This window comes from Orlajensenia leifsoniae (genome assembly GCF_004570845.1).
Lineage (GTDB): Bacteria > Actinomycetota > Actinomycetes > Actinomycetales > Microbacteriaceae > Orlajensenia > Orlajensenia leifsoniae.
Genome location: NZ_SPQZ01000001.1, coordinates 260,264 through 281,080 on the forward strand (window position 1 = coordinate 260,264; position 20,817 = coordinate 281,080).

Sequence of the window (20,817 nt, forward strand, 5' to 3'; positions counted from 1 at the left end):
CCGCGGAAGCCGGCGGTAGCCAGCCGGGCCAGTTACAGCACGTCCTCGACCGCCGCGAAAGTGCGGTCGGGGTCTTCCAGTTGCATGTCGTGACGTACGCCCTGGATACGGCGCACCTGCCAGCCGTGCTGCTCGAGGCGGGCGGCCAGGGAGTCGGGCAGCACTGCCGCCGACTGGTCGGAGAGAACAATCGTCGACGGGACTGCGGGAGCCTCGGCCGGAATCGGGTGGAAGGCGACCTCCCGAAACACGCCGACGGCCATCCGCGCGTCGAACTGCTTCTTCGCGTCGTCGAGCAGCGCCCGGGTCTCGGGACTGTAAGCGGCGCGGGCCGCGGCGCTGGCCCTGACCTGCCCGAGTTGGGCGAATCCGAGCGACACGAGCGGTGCCATCCAGAACAGTCGTCCGGCCAGGCCGCTCGTCGGTAGGGCCAGGGCGAACCCGGGATCGAGATACACCGCCCGGCCAGGAGCGAGGCGCGCGACGGCGCCGTACAGCACCACACCGCCGAGCGAGTGGCCGACGACGCTGTCGAGCCCGGTCGGCAGTGAATCGACCAGGTCGGCGGCCATGTCATCGATCCGGTACGACTCAGCTCGGGGGCTCGCTCCGTGCCCGCGCAGATCGACGGTCGTCACGGTGTAGCGACCTGTGGCGGCGAGCCGCTCGACGAACGGCCCCCAGGTCGCCGCCGATGCGCCGAGACCATGCACCAGCCCGACGTGTCGCGGTCCCGATCCGGTGGTCGTCGTCTTCAGCTGCATCCCCTCATCCTGTCGGAAACGCGCGTGGGGCGGAGACGCGTCGTTCGAGGATGCTCCCTACAACTCGTCAGCCGGCTGGTCGAGGTAGACCGTCGCATGAACTGCCACACCGAGTGCAGCGACGTCACTGGCGAGCTCGACTGGAATCACAAAACCACCCTGGGACGAGTCAGAACTCCCATGCCACCAGATTCTCGCTTCGCAATCCGGCGGAAGAAGTCCAACCCTGCCGGCAGCCACACGGACGCGTGCGAGCAGCTCAGTGAGGGATCTGAGTCCAGTCCGGTCATCCTCCGTGTTCGACATTTCGTCAACATCGAAGCGCCAGGTGTTGTGATCGAGGATGCGACCAGAGCGTCGAACGCTCCCCCGCTCGTTGACGCGTGTCGGCTGCAGACCGAGGATGCGAGAGACCTCCGCTGGATCCGTTGTCGTCGAATGAACCACGAGCGAAGCGCGACCAGACTGGATCATGTCACGAACATATATCGTGCTCGGACTCGCTCAGCGGACACGCAACCTCGCGTCGCTCTAGCGGGTAAGAGGACGCTCCAACCGGTGTTGCCGGGTGGAACGCCCTCTTCCCAATGGCACTGATGCCAGATCTGCGGACGGCGCTAGCGCGCTGCCTTCTCGATGAGGCTGAGCACCTGCAGGGGGTGGCTCAGCATCGGTACGTGTGAGCTCTTGATCTCGACCGTGGTCGCTCCTGCCCGGGCTGCCATTGCTCGTTCCGCTTCGGGCGGGATGATCCGGTCGTTCTTGGCGACCATGTACCAGCTCGGGATGGACTCCCACGCTGCCGGCCCTGACGGAGTGACCAGTGACGCCAGGGCACCGGGTCGCTGAGATGCGGCCATACCCTGGGCGACGACCTTCGGCAGGTCCTGAGCGAACAACTGCGGGAAGTACGCAGGGTCGATGTACGCGTCCCCGTCGCCCTCTGTCGCTCCTGGGAACGGGCGGAGAACGAGGTGATCGATGACATCGGTGTGGCCGCCACTGAGGGCATTCGCGGCTTGGACCGACTCCCCTTCGGCCAACGCGTATGCGGCGATGTAGACGAGCGACTTCACGTTCGGGTTGCCGGTTCCGCCGTTGGTGATGACCGCTCCGCCGTAGGAGTGCCCGACGAGGACGATGGGTCCGGTGATGGTGGTGAGGAACTGCCGCAGGTATTCGCCATCGGACTGTGGACCGCGCAGCGGATTGGAGAACGCGATGACGGGGTAGCCCTTGAGTTGGAGCGCTGTCGCGACGGGTGTCCACCCGCTGGAGTCTGCGAAAGCGCCGTGGACGAGGACGATGGTCGGCTTAGGGGCCCTGGCCGCTGTGACGGCTGCTGGTGGTGTCTTGCCTTCGTTCTGGGCGACCGCGGGTGCGGCGAAGCCGGTCAGGACGAGGGCAGCTGCGGCTGCAAGGGCGAGGAGCCCTCGTCGTTTGGTGAAGATCATGGTGGTTCCCTTCGATGGTGGAGTCGGGTGTTGCGGATGACCTCGGCGATGGTGGTCAGATGTCGACCGGTTGACCGTCGGGGAGCCAGCGGATGCGTGATCGCACGTCGGGTGGGGCGGCGTCGACGGCGGCGCGCATCCCTTTCTCACCGTCCCGGAAGCGCGACCAGCCGTCGTAGTGAGCGGGTATGGCGACTCGGGGAGCGAGCTCGGTGATGAGTTGTACGGCGTCGGCACCGGTCATCGTGTACTTGAGGGGGCCGGTCATGGGGAAGCCGACGCCGCCGGCGTTGACGATGGCGACGTCGACATCGAGCACGGATGCTGTGCGTCGGATGGCGCGATGAAGGACGGAGTCCCCGGTGACCCAGAGAACGACCTCGGGCTGTCCTGGCCGCCGGAAAGCAAAGCCGATGACGTCGCCGACGATCGGGTGACTGAACGCCGGCCCGTGTCGACACGGCGTCGCTGTCACCTCGAGCCGCGCCCTCCCCGTCACCTCGAGCTCGAGTTTCTGTCCGGCGGTCAGCCCATGGACGTTCGGCAGCGCCAGACGTCGTGCCCCACTGGCCGTTGTGAGTACATGCGTGGCGGTGGGCAACAGCCCGCGGCCGGCCGTGTCGAGGTTGTCGGCGTGGTGGTCATGGCTGACGAGAATCAGATCGATCTCACCGAGGCTGCTCGGCTCGATTGCCGGGCCGCGCGTCTTGACGCTCGAGGTTCCGAGGGCGAATGGGTACCGTCGTCCCGGCGGATCGAAGGTCGGGTCGATGAGGATGCGCCATCCGTCGAGTTCGACGAGAACACTGGGCCCGCCGATCCGCGTCACTCGCATGTCCGGGACCGGGTCCCTCGCGATCCGCCGCGTCAGTCCGCTGTGGCGGTGGCGACCGGAGCAGTTCGGGCGTGGGCCAGCGCCCAGTCGAGGGCGTAGTCCGCCACCTCTTCCCATCCGGGTGCTGCACACGTCCAGTGGTCGCGGCCCGGGAACTCGTGGTAGTCGGTCACGGCCGGCCCCGCGGCGTAGTGCTTGGCGTTGGACTTGTTCACCGAGGGCGGCATGATGTGATCGAGCTCACCACCGATGAACAGCAGCGGTGCGCGGTCGGCTTTGTAGTCGACCCAGGTCTCCTGGTGGCCGGGCTTGAAATTGGCGATGAGGCCGTAGGCCCACACCCAGTTGCCGGGTGCGCCGATCGCGTAGCGCTCCCAGACCGCATCGGAGTCCTCGCGGGAGAGGGTGTTGGTGAATGCGTAGTGGAACTCCTCCTGGGTGAACGCGACCGCCTTGTGCCGGTTTGCCGGGTTCTTCAGCGCCGGGAACAGTGACTTGACCTGCGACAGCGGGTTCACGCGCACCCCCTCTGTCGGGGCGGAGTCGACGACGACACCGGATGCTCCGAGGCCCCTGGCGAGGAGCAGCTGGGTGAGGGTGCCGCCGAAGGAGTGCCCCATGATGATGGGCGGCTTCGGCAGTGCCTCGATCTGGGCTGCGATGTGGTCGACGACGTCGGGAACGGACTGCTTCGCGATGATGTCGGGGTTGTCGCGGAGGGCTTCGACCTCGATCTCGAACCCGGGATATGCGGGGGTGAGCACGGTGAAGCCCTTCGCTTCGAAGTGCGCCTTCCAGCCCTCCCAGCTGCGCGGGGTCATCCAGAGTCCGTGGACGAGGACGATGGTGTCGGGAGCGTCGGTCTGCGCGGTCATGATGTTGTTCCTCTCGGGGTGGGATACGGCTGAGTGTCAGGAGTCGATGAAGGCGAGCAGGTCGGCGTGCAGACGATCGCGGTCGGTGTCGGGCAGGCCGTGAGCGCCACCCTCGTACACGATCAGAGTTGCGTCGGCGAGCGCCGCGGCAGACCGCTTGCCGCCAACGTCGAACGGGACGATCTGGTCATCGGAGCCGTGGATGACGAGGGTGGGCACGTCGACCTTGGCGAGATCGGGTCGGAAATCGGTGGCCGAGAATGCGGCGATGCATTCGTAGGCTGCCCGGTGGCCGCAGGCCATGCTCTGCAGCCAGAAGGCGTCGCGTACACCTTGAGAGATGTCGTTGTTGCGGTTGTTGCCGAAGAACGGCCCGTCTGCGAGGTTACGATAGAGCTGCGAGCGGTCGGATGCTTCGCCGGCACGGAGCCCGTCGAAGACATCGATGGGCACGCTGTCGGGGTTGTCGCCCCGTTGCAGCATCAGCGGGGGCACCGCGGAGACCAGCACCAGTTTCGCCACGCGCTCGGTGCCGTGCCGGCCGATGTAGTGCACGATCTCGCCGCCACCGGTCGAGTGTCCGATGAGTGTGATGTCGGTGAGGTCGAGGTGTTCGATCAGGCATGCGAGGTCGTCGGCGTAGGTGTCCATCTCGTTGCCGTCCCACGTCTGGCTCGACCGGCCATGTCCGCGCCGATCGTGGGCGATGGCGCGGTGACCGTGGTCACCGAGGAAGCGCGCGGCAGCGTCCCAGGCGTCGGCGTTCAGGGGCCAGCCGTGACTCAGGAGGACGGGCGAGCCGGCACCTCCCCAGTCCTTGTAGAAGATCTGTGTACCGTCGTCGGTGGTGACGTAGGGCATGGGAAGTCCCTCCTGTGGCATGAGCGATCGAGATGCCCCATGCTCCCGCGGAGGGTGTGCGATGCGGACCACGTGATCCACGTAGTCGTGACGTCTCAGTCCGTGGGGAACCGCTCAGAGAGTTGCCGCCGGGACGTGACGCCCAGTTTCCGGAACACCTTGCGCAGGTGGTAGTCGACGGTGTTCGCGCTGATGAAAAGCTCTGCCCCGATGTCGGGGTTCGTCTGGCCGCTCGCCGCGAGCCGCGCTACAGCTGACTCTTGGGGAGTGAGCTCATCCGCCGAGGACGGTGTCTTGCCACCCAGTTTCAACCCGGTCGCTTCCAGCTCACGTCGGGCGCGGGCTGCGAAGGCAGGTGCTTCGCATTGCTCGAAGATCAGCAACGCTTGCTGAAGCTGCTCGCGCGAGTCGTGCCGGCGTTTCGCCCGCCGTAGCCACTCGCCGTAGAGCAGGTGCGCGCGTCCGAGCTCGCCAATCGCGCTGGACTGCTCAAGGTGTTCGATGGCCTCGATATACAGCCCCTCTGCCTGGTCGTCGTCAGCCAGGAGGGCAGCGCTGCGCGCCGAGACTCCACGAATCCAGGGGGTACCTGAGTGAGCGGCAAACCAGGCCAGCTTCTCGGCCGACCCCTTCACAAGGTGCGCATTTCCACTGCGCACGCCCGCTTCGACGAAGGCGGGCAGCTGCAGATAAGTCACCTGGAGGAACGGTCGCGCGATCATCGGTTGTAGACGCTCGAATGCGTCGCGGTAATGGCCGTCTGCGATCTCCCGCACGCTGAGCCCCATCATCGCAATGGACCATGCACCCCCGAATCCGGTTGCCAGAATGGCGTCTGCGATCATCTCAACCTGCGGAATGGGAATGCCAGACCAGGCCAGGTAGGAAGCATCGACGACTTGTTCGGCGTCGTACCCGATCGCCTGCCGCAGCTGTCGCACTTGTTCGATGTTGCGGCCGGAGGCGGCTGGGTCTCCCCGCACAAGCTCAAGCGTGCCCAGCAGCCAGAGCGACGTGTCAACCTCGAGCAGCCGTCCCAGTCGCCTGCCAGCGCGTGCCGACCGTTCGAGCAATTCGATGCCAGCACGTTCCTCCCACAGGGCCATCGTGAGTGCGACAGCTACGCTCCCGAAGTCGAACAGGTCCGCATCATCCAAGTCGGACAGCGTCGCCAATGCCACGCGCATCACAGGAACGGCCTGGTCGTACGGAAGCAGTATGTGTGCACTGAGTCCTCTCAGGATGCGGCACAGCGGGCCGTCGGCGACGTCGACGCCGGCAGCAAGTCGCTGTCCCAACTCGGTCAGCGTCACTCCGTCGACTGACCCCTCTGCCCCCAGCATCAATTGAAACGCGCGGATCAACGCGCGCTGCTCGAGGTCGGGGACGGCACCGTGAAACAAGCCGGCCGCGCGTAGCATGTCGGCGGCACCAGTGACGATCCGATCGTGATCGGCGATGAACAGGGCGACCAGGGTGTGGAGTTGCACGACACGGCCAGAGCTCACCCGGTCGAGGCTTGCCATATCGATGCGGCTGATCAGGTCGAGGGCGAATGTCGCGGCCCCTGCCAATGCGGCCGACTCGGCGGCCGAGAGAAGTCTTTCGGCGCGAGCGGACCCGGCGGGCGTGAGTTCCGCGGCGCGTGCGAGCAGCCGCGCGCGGGAGGCGGTCCCGCCACGCTCCCCGGCGGTGCGTGCTGCTGCTTCCAACCGCTTCGCGACGGCCTCATCCGTGCCGATGGCAGCTGCGGCAGCGTGCCAAACGGCCACCTCGGGGCGACCGAGTGCATCCGCCTCCACTCGCAAGACGTCGTGAACGCGTCGCCGATCAGCGTCCGGCATCCCGTTGTAGACGGCCGACCGAACCAACGCGTGACGGAAGACAACCGAGTCGCGAACCGACGCAAGCTTGCCCCGTTCGACCTCCGCTACAAAGCTCGGGCCGATCCCGAGTCGCCCCGCCGCCGCATTGATCAGCTCGATGTCGCCGGTGGACTCGGCCGCGGCGACGAGCAACCACAACCGGGAGTCCGGCGGCAGTTGCTCGATTCGACGCAGATAGTGGGATTCGAGTCGAGATCCCAAGGGCATCGGCTCCGGCGTGAGCCACGAACTCGTCAGCTGAGACGCAGTGAAATCTCTTGTGAGATCGACGAGGGCGAGCGGGTTACCGCCGGTTTCCGCAGCGATCTGCGTCGCCAGCAACGGATCGAGAAGCGCCTTCGATTGGTTCAACAACTCCACGGACGACAGAGGGTCGAGCCCACCGAGTTCGAATACGGGTACGCCGGCAGCTGCCATGTCGACCTGTTCGTCGGGGCGGGTGCTCAGCACAAGCAACACGCGTTCAGCCTCGAGCCGCCTGGCGACGAACGCCAACACCTGCAGTGATTCAGCATCCACGAGGTGCACGTCATCGACGATGCAGATGATCGGTTCTTCGTCACTTGCGGCTGCGAGCAGGGAGAGCATCCCCAACCCGACGAGATACCGGTCCGGAGGTGGACCGTCGTCCAGTCCGGCCGCTATCCGCAAGGCTGCAGAGTGGGTCGGCAGAAGCGCCCCCATATGCTGGGTCATCGGTCGGCTGATCCGTTGCAGTGTTGCGTATGGCATCGAGGATTCGGCCTCGAACCCGTCAGCGCGGATCAACCGTGTACCGTGCATCGCTCCGGAGAACTCGGACAGGAGCGCGGTCTTTCCAACTCCAGGTTCACCCTGAATGAGCAACGAAGCGCCGTGACCGTTCCGCGAGCCAGCCACCAAGTCGCTTAACCGCTCGAGTTCGGCAGTCCGGCCGATCAGGGGGTGATTCGCGGCATCCATGGCTCGCATCATATTGAGTGGGAAAAGTCGGTGTCACCTACAGATCTCGTCTCTGCCAGTTGCCCCAGGCCCAGGAGCGACTCTGACTGCCCGGAGAGATCCCCCTCGATGCGACCACGTCGGTGCGGGCGCGTCGGCGGGGGCTGCGTCGGTGGGGCTCTACCGGTCCACCGTGTGTGCGTGCCCGCCCGGTGACCGCTCAGTGCTCGCACCCTGTGGCGCGGATCCCGATCTTCCTACGCTGGCGGTGACCCGACCCGACCCGAGGAGAACCCCATGTCAGACAACTTGTACGCCGGAAGTTCGAACCAGACGTTCGCCGAGTCCGAGGTGGAGACGCTGAAACACACGCACGAGGACGCAAGCGGCTTCCTGGACTACGTTGGCCGCTTCGCCGGCGTCAACTTCCATGCCCAGGACGGCAACGTGAAGCAGTGGCGCTTCGACGCCGATTTCGACGACTGGCAGGATGCCCTCGGCATGGACTCCGTGAGGGCTTACTATCACTCCAGCCACGGCGCCATGAACGCCGACGGGGTCTTCAACTCGCCGATGGGTGCGGTGTGGAGCGGACGCAACCGCGCCACCTCTGATCGGATGCGCTTGGCCGACCAGGACCTGCGCTACCTGTTCCTCAGCACCTGCGACTCAGTGCGGATCGATGGCGGTGACGACCCGTTCCGCACCTGGTCGGCCGCGAATGTCGGCATGCGGATGATCTTCGGCTACGGCAGCATCTCCTACGACTGGGGCGGCTATGGCGGGGGCTTCTTCGACCGCTGGAACTCGGGCAGCTCGTTCAGCCAGGCGTGGCAGGACAACAGCCTGGGCCACCGCACCGATCAGGTGGTCTCCTCTGTGGCCTGCGGCGCGACGGCTGCGGAGGCCCAGAATCGACTCTGGAACGAACGGCTCTTCTCCGGAAGCCGCGTCGCCGATGACTGGTACTGGTGGCGCTGGGCCGGATCACCTGCGGCGAAGTCGGAGTCCAAGCTCAGCCCCGACGAACTGCCCGCCAGGTTGCATTTGTCACTCGCCCGCCGAGGCGGCGACCTCGACCGGGTGTCCGACCTCGCCGGCCGATTCGGTGTCGAGGCAGTGACCGCGACGGTCGGCGATCCCGGGCGGTCCAGCCGCCTGGTCTTCCTGCAGCGCCGGGAGTCGCCACGGCTGGTACTCCTGGCGGACGGCAGCGTCTCGATCACCGTGTCACCGCTCGACCGCGCCGCGGAGGTCGCCCCCGACGACGTGCTGCGGGCGGCGGCCGACGAAGCGGCCCGGCAGTTCGATCCGGACGGCGTCCACGACCTCGTCTTCGACCAGTTCACCAGCACCAGCCACGCCGGAGTCAGCCGATCCGGCGATGTCGTCGACGCCGAGGTGTCCGACGTCACGGCGCACTACCGGCAGCGGATCGACGGCACGCCCGTGGCGAGTGGAGGCGACGGACACGTGGCGATCACCCTCGATCGCTCCGGCCGGCTGCACCGCATCCTGGACCGCACCGTCGACGTGCAGGAACGCTGGGAGGCCGAGCCGGCATCCGACCAGGGAGAGGGCGAGATGAATGCGCGGGAGGCGCTCGATCGAGCCCAGCACCAGCTGCACGACCCGTGTGATCGCGGAGACGTCGACTTCGATCCGGAGACGGATGAGGTCGGCTACCGCCTGCGCGGAGAAGAGGGTTACCTCGTGGCAGTTAGGTCGGTGACCGTCACGGATGGCGAGTTCAGCAAGCGCCACCTCGTCGAGGTGCCGCTCAGCTGAGCTGCCCAGGTGTGCCCGGCCAGGACGTTGGTAGCAGCTTGCGGGCGACACACGCGTCGGGCACTCCACGACAGTAGCGGCATCCGCATGCCACGATGACGCTATGGATCGTTCAGCCTTTGTCGACTACGTGCGCGAGCGCGGCGATGCCGTCGTGAGCACCGTCGGGCCCGAGGGCGCACCTCAGTCGGCCTACCTGAGCATCACGGCGACCGAGTCAGGCGAGCTCGTCTTCAATGCCCGCGGCGGGTCGCGCAAGATCGCGAACCTCCGACGCGACCCGCGCATCGCCGTCGTCATCGGCGGCGCCGACAAGACGACCGTGCAGGCGCAGGGCAGGGCCGAGGTGCTCGAGCCCGGAAGCGCCGAGGCGGCACGGTGCGCCGAGGCCTACGGCCGGGCGTTCCCGTGGTTCGCCGAGTCACTCGCGAAGTCGGAGTTCGAACTCGTTCGGGTGGACCTCGATTGGGCCAGGTACGGCGACTACCGCGTGGGCCCGCCTGTGTCCGTCGAGGTGGAACTCTCGTGACCGGAACGGCTGGCGCAGCCGACGCGTACGGAGCCATGGGCCCCGACCCGGCCGCCAGCGAACCGTGCGGAGGCTCGGTGTTTCGTTGCGCCGCCGGATCGGTGGCTCTGCGACTGTCTCCCTGATCAACGACTGCCGAACTATGGTGGGACCTGTGAAGCGAACCTGGCCGTTCCTCGTCCCCGGCGTGATCCTGAGCGGTGTCGGGCTGGTGTGGACCCTGCAGGGTCTCGGCCTGCTGCGTGGGTCTGCGATGAGCGGTTCCCCCTTGTGGGCGACCATTGGTCCGATCGTTCTACTGGTCGGGTTGGCGCTCATCGGGATCGCGATTGGCCGGCGCCGCCGGACGCGGTGATCGGCGCGATTGAGGAATCACAGCCGCGCTGTCATGGTGATCGCCTGCATGCTGCTCTCGAGGCGACCGGAGCCGAAACGTGCGACCAGGGCCTGCGCCGCGCCTTCCGTGGCTGCTTGCAGGCCGTCGGCTTCCCGCGATTCGATCTCGGCCTTCACCGGGCTGCCCTGACACACTCCGATCGCCGCATCACGCGCTGAACCTGCTCGACTGGGCAGGGTCACCGTCTCGGCGGCGACCTCGGAGAAGCCGGACTCGATCAGTTCTGAGCGGATCAGGTCGACGTCGAAGTACCCGAACGGCACGCGTTCGATGAAGGACGGAGGATCATCCGGATACCGTGCCGCCAACGCTTCCGCGATGATGCGGGTGACATCGTTGACCGCGAGGCTGTCCCAGACTGTGAATATGAAGGCGCCGTCCCTTGCCAACACGCGGGCGGCCTCTCGGTACGCCCGGATTCGCTCGGGAAAGAACATCACCCCGAACTGGCAGGCGACGAGATCGAAGCTATTTCCTTGGAAGGGCAGCGCCATCGCGTCGCACTGCGTCCACGTGGCGTGGCCGGATCCCGCCGTCGTGGTGGCGACGTCGATCATCGCCTGATTCAGATCCGTGGCGGTGATGGCCGTGTCCTCGCCGAGCACCCGTTCCAGCTCGCGGGTGACGACCCCGGTACCAGCCGCGGTCTCGAGCAGGCGCCGCGGGGCGAGCGGTGCGATGCGTTCCGCGATGTCAATCGCGTAGGGCTGGAAGAGCATCGGCGACAGATAACGCTCGTACAGGACCGGAATGGAGCCTTCGAAGGCGGCATCAGACCTCGGCATGATTACTCCTCGTCCAAGACCGGCACTGCTCGGTGTGCCGGTACGCACAGTATGCGCGTCATCGAAGAGCCGGCGCCACAGAGCAGGCCGCCGTCTCAGGCGGCGCGGATGCTGTTGTTGCGCGGGTCGTGGGTGAGTTCGGCCAGGCCGAGGGCCTCCAGCAGAGGCGGCAGATACATCCCGAACCGGCCGCGGTACCCGTTCCGGAGCCCGTACCAGCCTCCGACCGGATTCTCGGCGGAACGACCCCACGCCTCGACGGTGCCGTCGGCTGCATCCTTCTTCTCGTCTGCGGCGCCCAACGGCACCCAGCCTCCCTCCGCGCGGAGCCACGCCGCCAGGTCGTCCGCCGCGCTGAGGTGGTACTTCAGCGTCGTTGATCCCACGACGCAAACGAGAGCGGGTGGATCGCTCGCTTCGTCGCGATACATCACATAGCTCGAACTGCCTGGCGCCGTGGTGAGCCTCCAGGGATCGGACTTGGTTCCGTCGCCGTCGACCATGGTGTCCTCTTCTCGACCCAGCCAGTCTGGCACCGCGGCCGCGCAGACTCCATGGCCAGGTCCCTCATCGCCCGGACATTGCTCGGATTGCGGGTCTGGTTCGTGGTGGATGATGAACGGATGGAAGAGCGCCGTCGAGGAGGCAGAACAGCGCCCAGCGATCGCCGGGGCGAGCAGCTCGCCGGGGCGCGGTTCGAAGCGAGCAGACGGCGTCCGGCCGATCTCCTGGGGCAATGGACGGGTGACCCGACGGTGCGGCCAAGCGGCGTCGATCTGCGAACGAGCCTGGCGTATGACCTGCTCGCGCTTGACGCCGCGCACGACTACGAGGCGTTGCTGTTGTCACCAGTCGCGCCGATAGGTGTGACATCGGTGCTAGCGCCAACGTCTCAGGACCGAGTCCTGTCGACCACTCGCGGCACGGAGGTCGTTTCGGATGCGACGAACGTGCTCGCGCTCGAGTGCGCGCTGCGGCTCCGCCGAGACTCGGCTGCGCATGTTCGTCTCTGCACGGTGCATCAACTTCTTCGCATGCAGCCGATCAGCGACGAAGGTGGACATTCGAAGCATTTCCGGCTGCTGATGCTCGCCGACGCAGGTGCAGGACTGCCTGAGGACGGCTTCGAAGTCACCGCCGTTCTCGCTCACCTGGCCATCTACGGGCGCTTGCTCGACGCGGCAGCGCGCGCACACGGACTCGTGTGGGAGCGGCCCGCTCTCATCATCCGTTCGAATGACGCACTTCCCGCGATCAGCACGCGTCTCACCGTCGCTCTTGCCGATGCCTTCCCAGACGTCGCTGTTCGAGAGGAGTGGCTGGACTCTACCTATTACCGCGGGCTCCGCATCGGCTACGGCGTCCACGATGCAGCCGGATCCTTTCACGAGATCGTGGACGTCGGAGTCTTCGACTGGGTAGCGCAGCTGACCAGCAACCGACGCCACCGATTGGTCGCTAGCGCGATCGGTCTGCAACTCCTTCCCGTGCTCTTCAGCGGATCGTAGAGCCGGAAGAGCGCGCCGAACTCGTAGTCGAAGCCTGTGCTCGCGCAGTCGTTGGACTAGCGTTATGCGAGGGCTTTCGACTTCAGGACATCGAACTCGGCCTGTGTGATGGCGCCCGAGTCCAGCAGCGACTTCGCCGAAGCGATCTCTTCAGTCGCTGACGAAGAGGAGGACTGGGCCACGGACTGGATGTACTCAGCCTGCCTCGCTTGCATCGCCTTCGCCTGTTCCAGCTGGCGCTCCTGCATGCCACTGCCGCGCGCGATCACGTAGACCAGGATGCCCAGCCACGGAATGAGGATCACGAAGATGATCCAGAGCGTCTTCCCGCCCCCTCCCAGGTCGCTGCTTCGGAAGATGTCGCCGATCACCCAGAACAAGCACATGAACCAGGCGAAGAACAGGAAGAACTCGAAGAGTGCGAGCAGGAACGACCCGTTGTCGTTGAACATAAGATTCCCTTTCGGCTGGAGCTTGTCAGACGTCGTCGCAACCAGCGGTAGAAGGGTCGGAACCCGGTTTCCAGCAGTCATGTCAACGCAAGGTGATTCACGGAGGCTACCAGCGCAAGAGATCTGCCGAATCATACGTTCTGGATGACTCCGAGCAGCCCGACCAGGAGGTCTCGCAGGGCTGTTGTTCAGCGTGCTCGCAATGGTGGCTGAGTTCGAATCCGACCTGATTCGAGCTCGCACTCGGGAAGGCAATGCGGGTGGCGAAGTCGAAGGGCCGGCTCCGCGGAAAGCAGCCCAAGCACTCCGGCCCACAGCGCGTTCCCGTCCGACCTACCCGACTATGCGGACGACGATCCGCAACTATCGCGGGCGCCGGCTCAGTCGTGTCCGATGCCGAGGTTCCATGGTGCGAAAATCACCGATCCGTCCATGTTCGGCCACTTCCGTCCCACGACGGAGTTCGAGTTCGAGTACGTCTCGGACTCCTGCGGTCCGATGACTGGCCCATGCTCCGCTTGAACTTCGTGCCACACGCTGTCCGCGTTGTAGGGCTCATCCATGTACTCCGCGAGCCAGGCCAGGTCGTCACCGGGCTGGAACCCTTGGATGGTGGACACTGCGACGTTCGCCGGCCCGAGCTCCGGCGTGCTGAATGTCACGTCCACGTTCATGTCCATGGGGCCTTTGCCTTCGTGGTCGTCGCTGACCCTGACGCCATCCCAGGTGTAGCTGGTGGAAGGCCACGATTCCATGCCGCCGGGGTGCTCCTCGATTGCAGGGTCAGCACCCGTCAGGTCGGTGAACAGGGCGACGAACCCTTCCACCTCGGCGTCGTAGGAGATGCTGCCTTGTTCCACCCCTCCTGCATCCAACAGCTGCAGCATCTCTGGCCGAACGACGATCTTCGTGACGTCCGGGGCTTTCTGGTCTTCCGTAGCGCCCGGGGATTCCGGCGCACCGAAGAGCGCCTTCTCGATGTCTTCGGTGTACCCGGGCGGGTTGATGCGCAGCCACCAGGTGGAGACCCAGATGCCGTCCCGGAAGAAGTGCATTGTCCCGGATCTCGCCTCGTCGGGGGCGACTTCAGCTTCACTCTCGATGTCGCAACGGGTTCCCCCGAACTCGTCCGCGCAGGCGTATCCGCTCGTCTCGGCGTGTTCGATCAGAGTGGCCTGCAGCTCGGGGGTGAGTGAGGCGACCTCGGTTCTGAGTCCGACTTCGTCGGAGCCCGGGTCGGCGCTTGCCCACAGGCATCCGAGCTTGCTGTTCGCCTGGAGCGTGGGGCCGAAAACGTCATCCAGAGCGGCGTACTTCTGGGAATCATCGCCCGGGCGTTCCGGATTCAGGACGAGCCCGCCGAAGTCCGGCGTCCAGTCCTTCGTGTAGATAGCTGAGCAGTCCGTTGGGATGGTGACAGTGGGTGCTGTCTGGGTTTCCGGCGTCGGTGTGATGTCCTGATCCCGTGGTGCAACACTGTCGTTCGGGTCGGGCGCATCTGTCGGCGTCGCCGCGAACGGCGGCGGTGTCGTGTACTGCGACGTGAGGGCGGGCACCCCGAATGCGGCAGTCACGGCGATACCGACGAGGGCGAGTGCGGTGCCGCTGCTGGCAAGCAGCATCCGTACCCGGCGGCGGCCGCGGGTGCGCTGGATCGCCTGGCTCACGTCGATCGTGTGGGCGGCATCCGTGTACGTGGACCGGGCAGCGTCGTCATGCAGCTGACGGCGCAGGTCGTCTTCACTCGGCATGGTCGGGTCCTTTCAGTGCAAGCGCCGTCTGAAGCGCGGTGTCGTCGTCGTCGGTGAGAGCGACAGCCATCTTGGCCAGGGCGTCGCTGAGGTAGCGCTTGACGGTGCCGGATGCGATCCCCAGCGCGCCGGCCACACCGTCGATGGTCAAGTCGTCGTAGTAACGCAGCACGATGCATGCACGCTCCCGAGGGCTGAGCTTGGCGAGCTCAGCGTGCAGGTCGAGGCGGGCATCCGTCAGCCGTGAGGAGGATTCCCGCTCCTCAGGAGTGACGTGCAGGTGGGCTGTGGCCCGCCACCGTGAAGAGCGTCGGCCGTCGTCCAGGTAGGCGTTGAGGATGGAGCGGCGAACGTACGCTTCGGCGCTGTCCAGGGTGAACCCTTTCAGCAGCCGCTCGAAGGTACGCACCAACGCGTCCTGCACCAGGTCAGCCGCGTCATCGCGGCTCCCCGACAGTAGGTAGGCGTACCTGGTGAGGTTCACCCCGCGCTCCGCCACCAGGTCTGTCATAACCTGCTCCCACCCTGACCTTCCGGCCATGGCATCCCCCTTCGATGAATTCCTTCTACTTACCTAGACGACGACCTCATCGAAAAGGTTGGGGTGGACGCGCAGGTCATTTCCGGCCGCCGGAACGACGATGGGTGGCTGCTCGGCGGGCATGGCGTCATCCTGCCAGTAGCCGGGCTCAGGCGTCGCCCGGCCGGCACGGGTTGATGTGGTGATCGATCCCGTCAGAGGCGTACGCTCGCGGCTGTGACCAAAGAGTTGGACCTGAAGCCTCCACCGTCGCTCGCCACGGTATGGCTTCAACTCGGCATCGGATTGGCTTGGCTCGTCTTGGCTGTGCTCAGCTTCCTGACCGACCCGAGGTGGTCCAGTTGGGGCTTCCTAGCGCTCGGCCTCATCTACATCGGAGCTGGGCTCTACTTCGCATGGAAGCGCAGGAAGGCGCGTCTCCGCGACTGATTGTGATCAATCCAATGCCGTTGGGCCGCTGAGAACAGACACTTCCATCACCAACACCGGTTCTAGGGCTTCGAGCCGGTCGATCTCCTTGAGTTGTCGTGGTGAGCGCCGAGAGTCTCGCTGCCAGCTTTTCGGTGGCGGGCGTCCGCATCGAGTCCGCCGTCATAAGGGATGCTCGCACGGCCGTTCCACGTTCATTTGGAGGCATCCGGTGGCTGCCAGTCAGTACGCAGGCGATCGGCCCACACGGTGAAGTCTGCGTCGCCGGTGAGTCTGGCGAGGGTGTCCAGTTGCCAGGAGTGGATCACGTGATAGGTCTGGTTCTGCCACAGCTCGCTCTGGCAGTAGGGCTTCTGCACGCAGTAGTACGAGACTCCGCCTTCCACCCGCACGGCCGGCATCATGCGCTCGAGCACCGTGGTCGCGCCGCCCGTGAAGTAGCGCGCCGCCTCGGCGTTGCCGGTGTGGCGCCAGTAGTCGTACAGCCCGAACATGGCGAAGATGTGGCCGTTCAGCACGAGCAGGGGCGGTTGGTCTCCGGCGTACTCCTCGAAGTAGAGGTGGTCGTCGACGACGAGGGAGAACGACGGTTCGGTGCCGGTCTTCGCCTGAGAGAAGCTCGCCCACGTGCGATCGGCGGCCTCGTCCCACCGCTTCTCCCCAGTCTCCTCAGCCAGCCGCACGAACAGCGACAGCACCTGGCCCTGCGCCATTCCGGAATACCAGGGAGCGGAGAGTGTGCGCTCGTAGTATGTCCATGGGAACGAGTAGGGATACCACCAGGCGCCGTCGCGCACGGTGTGCAGGCCGACGAGTTGCTCACCCTGCCGTACAGCGCGATCGAGCCAGACTCTCTCACCGGTGCGCTGATACTCCATGAGCGCCGAGATCCCGTATTGCGCGTACGCGACGGGATGGTCGGCGCGCTCTCCAGTATCCCGTCGCAGGTAGATGCGCAGCCCTGTCGAGTCGAGATCGTTCGACGGGTCGGCAACATCTACCGGCGGGCGGTCCGAGTACGGAGCCGCAGCCTCGGCGTTCAGTGTCCACGGAGTGAGCGCCCAGGTGGTGAGCGACTCGGCCGGAGCGGATGATACGGGTGCTTCGGCGCGTGCAGCTGAAGAACTGTGGAAGTCCGCGGGGGTGCCGGCCAGCCCGGCAAGCTGCGCGACCAGCAACAGAGCGAATGCGATGATGACGATGCCGGCAACGCGCGCGCTCATATGGAATCCCCCCGGACCAGTGCTTCAGACCCCGACGATGGTGTCCCCGCTCTGCGACCATAACACCGGACACTCGTGTCCGCTGAGCTTCGCACTAGGCCGTCGCCGATAGAAGCTGTCGCGATCGACGATCGGCTTGCGGGCGTCAAGATCGGAGATGGTGAACTCCTTGCCGACCTGTGGAGGTTCCTCGATTCGGCGGGCGGCTTTGATGACTCGACCAAGCTGCGCGGTGAGCGGATAATTCGACCCATGCCGCAAGCGAACTTCACAACGGCCGATGAGTGGCTGCGAGCGTACGACGCAACCACCAGTCGACCGGAGATCCTTGACCTGATCCGGAGACGCGGGGTTCTTGACCTTGGTGACGGTAGGCAGGTCGCTCAGGTCGAAGCCTCCAACGCCAACGATCGCGGGCAGACGATGCTGTCCCACAGCGACTTGGCTGCCCACGTCGGACTTTCGATACGACTAGTGCAGCTTCATAGAGCGGCACTCACTGCTTTCGGAATGGAGGTCTTCGTTCCGGCCAACGGGAGCGTCCCCGCTCATCGACAGTTACAGTTGCCCAGCGAAACGACTCTCGCCACGGTCACAACGCTCTACCCCTGACTCTCAGGCGCGGTGACAGCGGCCGGGCGGCGGCCCGACCGATCCCGCAGAGGGATTCCTGAGCGAGTCGCTTGCTCTAGGCGAGGGAGGGGGCAAGGTCGCTCACTGGCGTCCGGCGTTAACTCCGTGCTGGGCATCAAACGCGGCGATCCGCTTCGCTCGAGCACGAAGTTGAGCAATCCCCATCACGACGAACCAGACACCAAGAGCCGCGAAACCGACGAGCTTGACCCAGTACCACTCACCCTGATCCCCACTAGAAAAGATCCACACGCCAACCGTCAGCCATGCCAGCCCGACAAGAATCTGCATGAAACCCGCTGTGCGCCCACGCTCCGCCGCCATACGACGAGTCATCAACCCAGATGGAGAAGGGTCGCTCTCGGCCAACGCTCCGTTGTCGCTCATAGCGCAACGATGACAGCCATCGCGAACACGTTCAACCGTCAGGCCGGGACCGAAGTAAGACTGGGACCAACCCGAAGACAAGGCATCGAGTGTCGCGATACGGGATCCCTGTGCGGGACGGCGTAGCAAACTGCTCGACCAAGCGACATGCACAACTCAAAGTCGCTCTAAGACTGCCTGTTCCCGCTCGATGCTCCACAGAGTTCGGAGCGCATCGGTCATCGAGGAGAATGTACCCACTTGGCGTTGGTTCGAATCCCAGAGAAGGAATCCCGCACCTGTTCGCCACACCTCGCCGACCAGACAGTACGGTTGCCGTAGCTGTATGGACCATCGTCCTTCACCTGCTTCGATTACGTCGAACGCTTCTACGTACGTCATGGGTCCCCTCTCGAACTGAGGCGACGATACGTCTGGGAAATGACGGTCAAGCGACGTACAGGCGAACGGGTAGTCGAGGCTATTCGAGGGTGAAGTCGAGACCGGCGGAAATGATTTCCGCCCACCGCGCGAGTTCTCCTGTGGTTGCGGCTGCATCCGTCGACATCGTCAATTCGAATAGGGCGTTGTAGACGACATCACGCGGCTGACCAGCGCGCTCACGGGCGAGAGCATTGACGGCTGTGAGCCAGTCATCCTCGGTCACGTCGACGTCCTCCCAGTGGAGGACTTTACTGCCCGGGGTATGGAGCGCGCGTTGGCAGGACGTGCTGGCGAATCGTGGGCGCCAGCGGTCGAAGCGTGAATGGCGCAGCAATCGAAACGGCGGCCCTTCGGTTCCGGCTCCCGCGTTCACCGGATGTTTGTTTGAAGCGAGAATCGGTGAGGCGTTGACTGCCGTCATGGGCACAGACGAAGACGGCTACGAGGAGATGCTTCGCATCGAGGACCGGTATCACGGGCAGGACTTCGAGACCGCGGTGAGAACTGCGCAGCCAGCCCCAGACGGTGGCGACGCTGCCCGGCTCGGCACAAGCGACACCGAATAGGTCAGCAGCATGGAGATCTTCATCCCGGTCCTGCTCGTCGTCATCACCGCAGTGATCTTCGACTTCACGAATGGCTTCCATGACACAGCCAACGCGATGGCCACCTCCGTCGCGACCGGCGCCCTGAAACCGCGGGTGGCCGTGCTCATCTCGGCCACCCTCAACCTTGTGGGCGCCTTCCTGTCGACGGCTGTCGCAAAGACTGTCTCCGATGGCATACTGACCGAGAACGACGCTGGCCTGCCCAGCGTCACTCCCATCATGATCTTCGGCGGCCTGGTCGGGTCCGTGCTGTGGAACCTCGCGACGTGGTGGCGAGGCCTGCCGTCGAGCTCCACCCATGCGCTGTTCGGTGGTCTCATCGGCGCCGCCATCATCGGTGTCGGCTTCGACGCGGTGAACTGGGCCGGGGTGGTGTCGAAGATCATCCTCCCGGCGCTGATCTCACCGTTCATCGCAGGCTTCGTGGCTCTGACCGCGACGTATCTGGCGTACCGGATCACCTCGATGGCGAAGGCGCGGGGAGCCGACAGCGGATTCCGGCACGGGCAGACGGTGTCAGCGTCGCTCGTCTCACTCGCGCACGGCACCAACGACGCGCAGAAGACCATGGGCATCATCACCCTCACGCTCATCGTTGCCGGCTACCAGACCGCCGGAACGGCACCGCAGTTCTGGGTGATCCTGATCTCGGGTCTCGCCATCGGCGCCGGCACCTACGCCGGAGGTTGGCGGATCATGCGCACTGTCGGCAAGCGCATCACCGACGTGCAGGCGCCGCAGGGCTTCGCGGCAGAGACCAGTTCAGCTTCGACGATCCTCGTGTCCTCTACCCTCGGTTTCCCGCTCTCGACCACGCAGGTGACCTCCGGTGCGGTCGTGGGTGCCGGCCTCGGACGCCGACTCGCCGGCGTGCACTGGGGCGTTGTCGGCCGGATCGCCATCGCTTGGATTATCACCCTGCCGGCCGCCGCCCTGGTCGGCGCGCTCGCAGCGCTACTGGCGACGGCAGGACCGATCGGCCTCGCACTCGTCGTCGTACTGGCACTGGTGGCTGGGCTCGGCTTCGTCGCCCTATCCCGACGTAATCCCGTCACGCGCTCCAACGTCAACGACGAGGAACCGCCCCAAGCCGATCGAACGACCGATGCCGCTCAGCCGGCAGGGAAGGCGTAATCCGATGGATCTCGAGATCGAATGGGGCTCGCTCGTCCTCGTGCTCGGCGTCGCCTTCATCACCACCGTGGCCGTCGTCGTGCTGTACTCGGTCGGGCTGCGATTACTCTCGCTCGGTGACCCGCAGAGCGGCACCGCCCGCCCTGTGGCGGCATCCGTCGCAGCCTGGACCCTCATCGGCATCTGCGGGGCCGTCGTCCTCTACGGGGTGTACCTCGTGATCCCGCAGTTCCACTGATTGGCCACAATTGCCGGACCCTCCACTGTGACGAAGGTGTCCAGCGAATGCCACTGGCGCAGCCGCGACGGAGTTGCGTTCAAGGGTCAACTTGTCACCGCCCGCAGGCGGATCCCCATGCGGGCCACCCCTTGATTCGGTGGGATCCTGTCCTGATCGTCCCGCGAAAGAGCTACCCGCGCCCGCGCCTCGCTCATGCCGAAAGCACGACCGACCTGTACCTCGGCATAGCGATCAGAGGTCAGGGATGGCGCCGAAGGCCGAATCTCGTCGAGGCTGTTTGTTTCGAGCCCCGACGACTTCGATCATCGTCACGTAGCGACAGAGACTGAACGACGCCCCGATATGATATTCTCGTCGCGATGGGTACTCTGATTTACTCCTAGCAGCGAACC

At 65.3% G+C, this 20,817-nt stretch carries 24 protein-coding genes and 1 pseudogene; 9 read left to right on the forward strand and 16 right to left on the reverse strand.

Annotation, left to right across the window (positions count from 1 at the left end):
• Nucleotides 1–32 precede the first annotated feature (32 nt).
• The 7 genes from E4M00_RS01300 to E4M00_RS01330 all read right to left on the reverse strand — a co-directional run bounded on the left by E4M00_RS01300 (nt 33) and on the right by E4M00_RS01330 (nt 7,617).
• Nucleotides 33–764, reverse strand: a complete 732-nt coding sequence (locus E4M00_RS01300) for an alpha/beta fold hydrolase (protein ID WP_135118766.1) — start codon at nt 762–764, stop codon at nt 33–35.
• Nucleotides 765–821: 57 nt separating this feature from the next.
• Nucleotides 822–1,238 (reverse strand): DUF4279 domain-containing protein, encoded by a 417-nt coding sequence (locus E4M00_RS18235; RefSeq protein ID WP_135118767.1) that lies wholly within the window; start codon nt 1,236–1,238, stop codon nt 822–824.
• A gap of 143 nt (nt 1,239–1,381) precedes the next feature.
• Nucleotides 1,382–2,218, reverse strand: a complete 837-nt coding sequence (locus tag E4M00_RS01310; protein ID WP_135118768.1) for an alpha/beta fold hydrolase — start codon at nt 2,216–2,218, stop codon at nt 1,382–1,384.
• A gap of 55 nt (nt 2,219–2,273) precedes the next feature.
• Complete coding sequence (locus E4M00_RS01315; protein ID WP_135118769.1) at nt 2,274–3,053, reverse strand: MBL fold metallo-hydrolase; 780 nt, start codon at nt 3,051–3,053, stop codon at nt 2,274–2,276.
• Between the two features lie 32 nt (nt 3,054–3,085).
• Nucleotides 3,086–3,928 carry an alpha/beta hydrolase gene (locus tag E4M00_RS01320; RefSeq protein ID WP_135118770.1) on the reverse strand — a complete coding sequence of 281 codons (843 nt, stop codon included), beginning with the start codon at nt 3,926–3,928 and terminating at the stop codon, nt 3,086–3,088.
• Between the two features lie 36 nt (nt 3,929–3,964).
• Entirely contained in the window at nt 3,965–4,789 is an 825-nt protein-coding gene (locus E4M00_RS01325; RefSeq protein ID WP_135118771.1) for an alpha/beta fold hydrolase, read from the reverse strand.
• A gap of 95 nt (nt 4,790–4,884) precedes the next feature.
• A complete protein-coding gene (locus E4M00_RS01330) occupies nt 4,885–7,617 on the reverse strand; it encodes a helix-turn-helix transcriptional regulator (RefSeq protein ID WP_204772943.1) in 2,733 nt (910 codons plus the stop codon).
• Between the two features lie 276 nt (nt 7,618–7,893).
• Here E4M00_RS01330 and E4M00_RS01335 point away from each other — a divergent pair, with 276 nt between their 5' ends.
• The 3 genes from E4M00_RS01335 to E4M00_RS01345 all read left to right on the forward strand — a co-directional run bounded on the left by E4M00_RS01335 (nt 7,894) and on the right by E4M00_RS01345 (nt 10,268).
• Nucleotides 7,894–9,384, forward strand: a complete 1,491-nt coding sequence (locus E4M00_RS01335) for a DUF6345 domain-containing protein (protein WP_135118773.1) — start codon at nt 7,894–7,896, stop codon at nt 9,382–9,384.
• 103 nt (nt 9,385–9,487) lie between these two features.
• Nucleotides 9,488–9,913 (forward strand): pyridoxamine 5'-phosphate oxidase family protein, encoded by a 426-nt coding sequence (locus E4M00_RS01340; protein ID WP_135118774.1) that lies wholly within the window; start codon nt 9,488–9,490, stop codon nt 9,911–9,913.
• Between the two features lie 154 nt (nt 9,914–10,067).
• Nucleotides 10,068–10,268, forward strand: coding sequence for a hypothetical protein (locus tag E4M00_RS01345; protein WP_240036763.1), 201 nt, complete (start codon nt 10,068–10,070; stop codon nt 10,266–10,268).
• Between the two features lie 17 nt (nt 10,269–10,285).
• Here the strand turns inward: E4M00_RS01345 and E4M00_RS01350 are convergent, their stop codons facing one another.
• Both E4M00_RS01350 and E4M00_RS01355 read right to left on the reverse strand, forming a co-directional pair.
• Complete coding sequence (locus E4M00_RS01350; RefSeq protein WP_135118776.1) at nt 10,286–11,095, reverse strand: class I SAM-dependent methyltransferase; 810 nt, start codon at nt 11,093–11,095, stop codon at nt 10,286–10,288.
• A gap of 95 nt (nt 11,096–11,190) precedes the next feature.
• Nucleotides 11,191–11,598, reverse strand: a complete 408-nt coding sequence (locus tag E4M00_RS01355) for a DUF6855 family protein (protein WP_135118777.1) — start codon at nt 11,596–11,598, stop codon at nt 11,191–11,193.
• Nucleotides 11,599–11,649: 51 nt separating this feature from the next.
• Between E4M00_RS01355 and E4M00_RS01360 the strand changes: the two genes are divergently transcribed.
• Complete coding sequence (locus tag E4M00_RS01360) at nt 11,650–12,603, forward strand: hypothetical protein (RefSeq protein WP_135118778.1); 954 nt, start codon at nt 11,650–11,652, stop codon at nt 12,601–12,603.
• 62 nt (nt 12,604–12,665) lie between these two features.
• Here the strand turns inward: E4M00_RS01360 and E4M00_RS01365 are convergent, their stop codons facing one another.
• A complete protein-coding gene (locus E4M00_RS01365) occupies nt 12,666–13,136 on the reverse strand; it encodes an SHOCT domain-containing protein (RefSeq protein WP_240036765.1) in 471 nt (156 codons plus the stop codon).
• A 100-nt stretch (nt 13,137–13,236) separates the two neighbouring features.
• Here E4M00_RS01365 and E4M00_RS18010 point away from each other — a divergent pair.
• Nucleotides 13,237–13,357: pseudogene (locus E4M00_RS18010) on the forward strand (recombinase family protein); the annotation flags it as partial.
• Between the two features lie 78 nt (nt 13,358–13,435).
• On the opposite strand, the gene E4M00_RS01375 reads toward E4M00_RS18010, so the two are convergent.
• Both E4M00_RS01375 and E4M00_RS01380 read right to left on the reverse strand, forming a co-directional pair.
• The gene (locus E4M00_RS01375) at nt 13,436–14,806 is read right to left on the reverse strand and encodes a hypothetical protein (RefSeq protein WP_135118779.1); all 1,371 of its coding nucleotides are present in this window, start codon (nt 14,804–14,806) and stop codon (nt 13,436–13,438) included.
• On the reverse strand, nt 14,796–15,317 hold the full coding sequence (locus E4M00_RS01380) for a sigma-70 family RNA polymerase sigma factor (RefSeq protein ID WP_240036767.1): 522 nt from the start codon (nt 15,315–15,317) through the stop codon (nt 14,796–14,798). Before E4M00_RS01380 ends, E4M00_RS01375 begins: the two co-directional genes overlap by 11 nt.
• A gap of 246 nt (nt 15,318–15,563) precedes the next feature.
• Between E4M00_RS01380 and E4M00_RS01385 the strand changes: the two genes are divergently transcribed.
• Nucleotides 15,564–15,776, forward strand: coding sequence for an LPXTG cell wall anchor domain-containing protein (locus E4M00_RS01385; protein ID WP_135118781.1), 213 nt, complete (start codon nt 15,564–15,566; stop codon nt 15,774–15,776).
• Between the two features lie 194 nt (nt 15,777–15,970).
• Here the strand turns inward: E4M00_RS01385 and E4M00_RS01390 are convergent, their stop codons facing one another.
• From E4M00_RS01390 to E4M00_RS01405, 4 genes are all read right to left on the reverse strand, one after another.
• Nucleotides 15,971–16,999 (reverse strand): D-glucuronyl C5-epimerase family protein, encoded by a 1,029-nt coding sequence (locus E4M00_RS01390; protein ID WP_135118782.1) that lies wholly within the window; start codon nt 16,997–16,999, stop codon nt 15,971–15,973.
• A gap of 24 nt (nt 17,000–17,023) precedes the next feature.
• Nucleotides 17,024–17,452, reverse strand: coding sequence for a hypothetical protein (locus E4M00_RS01395; RefSeq protein ID WP_135118783.1), 429 nt, complete (start codon nt 17,450–17,452; stop codon nt 17,024–17,026).
• Nucleotides 17,453–17,713: 261 nt separating this feature from the next.
• Entirely contained in the window at nt 17,714–18,019 is a 306-nt protein-coding gene (locus tag E4M00_RS01400) for a hypothetical protein (protein WP_135118784.1), read from the reverse strand.
• Between the two features lie 460 nt (nt 18,020–18,479).
• Entirely contained in the window at nt 18,480–18,863 is a 384-nt protein-coding gene (locus tag E4M00_RS01405; protein ID WP_135118785.1) for a hypothetical protein, read from the reverse strand.
• Between E4M00_RS01405 and E4M00_RS17750 the strand changes: the two genes are divergently transcribed.
• Genes E4M00_RS17750 through E4M00_RS01415 form a run of 3 tightly spaced genes read left to right on the forward strand, consistent with a single transcriptional unit; the run spans nt 18,862 to nt 20,422 of the window.
• Complete coding sequence (locus tag E4M00_RS17750) at nt 18,862–19,008, forward strand: hypothetical protein (RefSeq protein ID WP_167756785.1); 147 nt, start codon at nt 18,862–18,864, stop codon at nt 19,006–19,008. The two genes, E4M00_RS01405 and E4M00_RS17750, sit on opposite strands and share 2 nt — an antisense overlap.
• Nucleotides 19,009–19,017: 9 nt before the next feature.
• Nucleotides 19,018–20,184: an inorganic phosphate transporter gene (locus E4M00_RS01410; protein WP_135118786.1), complete on the forward strand. Its 1,167-nt coding sequence runs from the start codon at nt 19,018–19,020 to the stop codon at nt 20,182–20,184.
• A 4-nt stretch (nt 20,185–20,188) separates the two neighbouring features.
• A complete protein-coding gene (locus tag E4M00_RS01415; RefSeq protein ID WP_193555533.1) occupies nt 20,189–20,422 on the forward strand; it encodes a hypothetical protein in 234 nt (77 codons plus the stop codon).
• The last annotated feature ends 395 nt before the right edge of the window (nt 20,423–20,817 follow it).

What these genes read in the sequence shown, in the direction of transcription:
- E4M00_RS01300 (WP_135118766.1), bottom strand. Translation starts at nt 764, where the DNA reads ATGCAGCTGAAGACGACGACCACCGGATCGGGACCGCGACACGTCGGG.
- E4M00_RS18235 (WP_135118767.1), bottom strand. Translation starts at nt 1,238, where the DNA reads ATGATCCAGTCTGGTCGCGCTTCGCTCGTGGTTCATTCGACGACAACG.
- E4M00_RS01310 (WP_135118768.1), bottom strand. Translation starts at nt 2,218, where the DNA reads ATGATCTTCACCAAACGACGAGGGCTCCTCGCCCTTGCAGCCGCAGCT.
- E4M00_RS01315 (WP_135118769.1), bottom strand. Translation starts at nt 3,053, where the DNA reads ATGCGAGTGACGCGGATCGGCGGGCCCAGTGTTCTCGTCGAACTCGAC.
- E4M00_RS01320 (WP_135118770.1), bottom strand. Translation starts at nt 3,928, where the DNA reads ATGACCGCGCAGACCGACGCTCCCGACACCATCGTCCTCGTCCACGGA.
- E4M00_RS01325 (WP_135118771.1), bottom strand. Translation starts at nt 4,789, where the DNA reads ATGCCCTACGTCACCACCGACGACGGTACACAGATCTTCTACAAGGAC.
- E4M00_RS01330 (WP_204772943.1), bottom strand. Translation starts at nt 7,617, where the DNA reads ATGGATGCCGCGAATCACCCCCTGATCGGCCGGACTGCCGAACTCGAG.
- E4M00_RS01335 (WP_135118773.1), top strand. Translation starts at nt 7,894, where the DNA reads ATGTCAGACAACTTGTACGCCGGAAGTTCGAACCAGACGTTCGCCGAG.
- E4M00_RS01340 (WP_135118774.1), top strand. Translation starts at nt 9,488, where the DNA reads ATGGATCGTTCAGCCTTTGTCGACTACGTGCGCGAGCGCGGCGATGCC.
- E4M00_RS01350 (WP_135118776.1), bottom strand. Translation starts at nt 11,095, where the DNA reads ATGCCGAGGTCTGATGCCGCCTTCGAAGGCTCCATTCCGGTCCTGTAC.
- E4M00_RS01355 (WP_135118777.1), bottom strand. Translation starts at nt 11,598, where the DNA reads ATGGTCGACGGCGACGGAACCAAGTCCGATCCCTGGAGGCTCACCACG.
- E4M00_RS01360 (WP_135118778.1), top strand. Translation starts at nt 11,650, where the DNA reads ATGGCCAGGTCCCTCATCGCCCGGACATTGCTCGGATTGCGGGTCTGG.
- E4M00_RS01365 (WP_240036765.1), bottom strand. Translation starts at nt 13,136, where the DNA reads ATGACTGCTGGAAACCGGGTTCCGACCCTTCTACCGCTGGTTGCGACG.
- E4M00_RS01375 (WP_135118779.1), bottom strand. Translation starts at nt 14,806, where the DNA reads ATGCCGAGTGAAGACGACCTGCGCCGTCAGCTGCATGACGACGCTGCC.
- E4M00_RS01380 (WP_240036767.1), bottom strand. Translation starts at nt 15,317, where the DNA reads ATGACAGACCTGGTGGCGGAGCGCGGGGTGAACCTCACCAGGTACGCC.
- E4M00_RS01390 (WP_135118782.1), bottom strand. Translation starts at nt 16,999, where the DNA reads ATGAGCGCGCGCGTTGCCGGCATCGTCATCATCGCATTCGCTCTGTTG.
- E4M00_RS01400 (WP_135118784.1), bottom strand. Translation starts at nt 18,019, where the DNA reads ATGAGCGACAACGGAGCGTTGGCCGAGAGCGACCCTTCTCCATCTGGG.
- E4M00_RS17750 (WP_167756785.1), top strand. Translation starts at nt 18,862, where the DNA reads ATGGGCACAGACGAAGACGGCTACGAGGAGATGCTTCGCATCGAGGAC.
- E4M00_RS01405 (WP_135118785.1), bottom strand. Translation starts at nt 18,863, where the DNA reads ATGACGGCAGTCAACGCCTCACCGATTCTCGCTTCAAACAAACATCCG.
- E4M00_RS01410 (WP_135118786.1), top strand. Translation starts at nt 19,018, where the DNA reads ATGGAGATCTTCATCCCGGTCCTGCTCGTCGTCATCACCGCAGTGATC.
- E4M00_RS01415 (WP_193555533.1), top strand. Translation starts at nt 20,189, where the DNA reads ATGGATCTCGAGATCGAATGGGGCTCGCTCGTCCTCGTGCTCGGCGTC.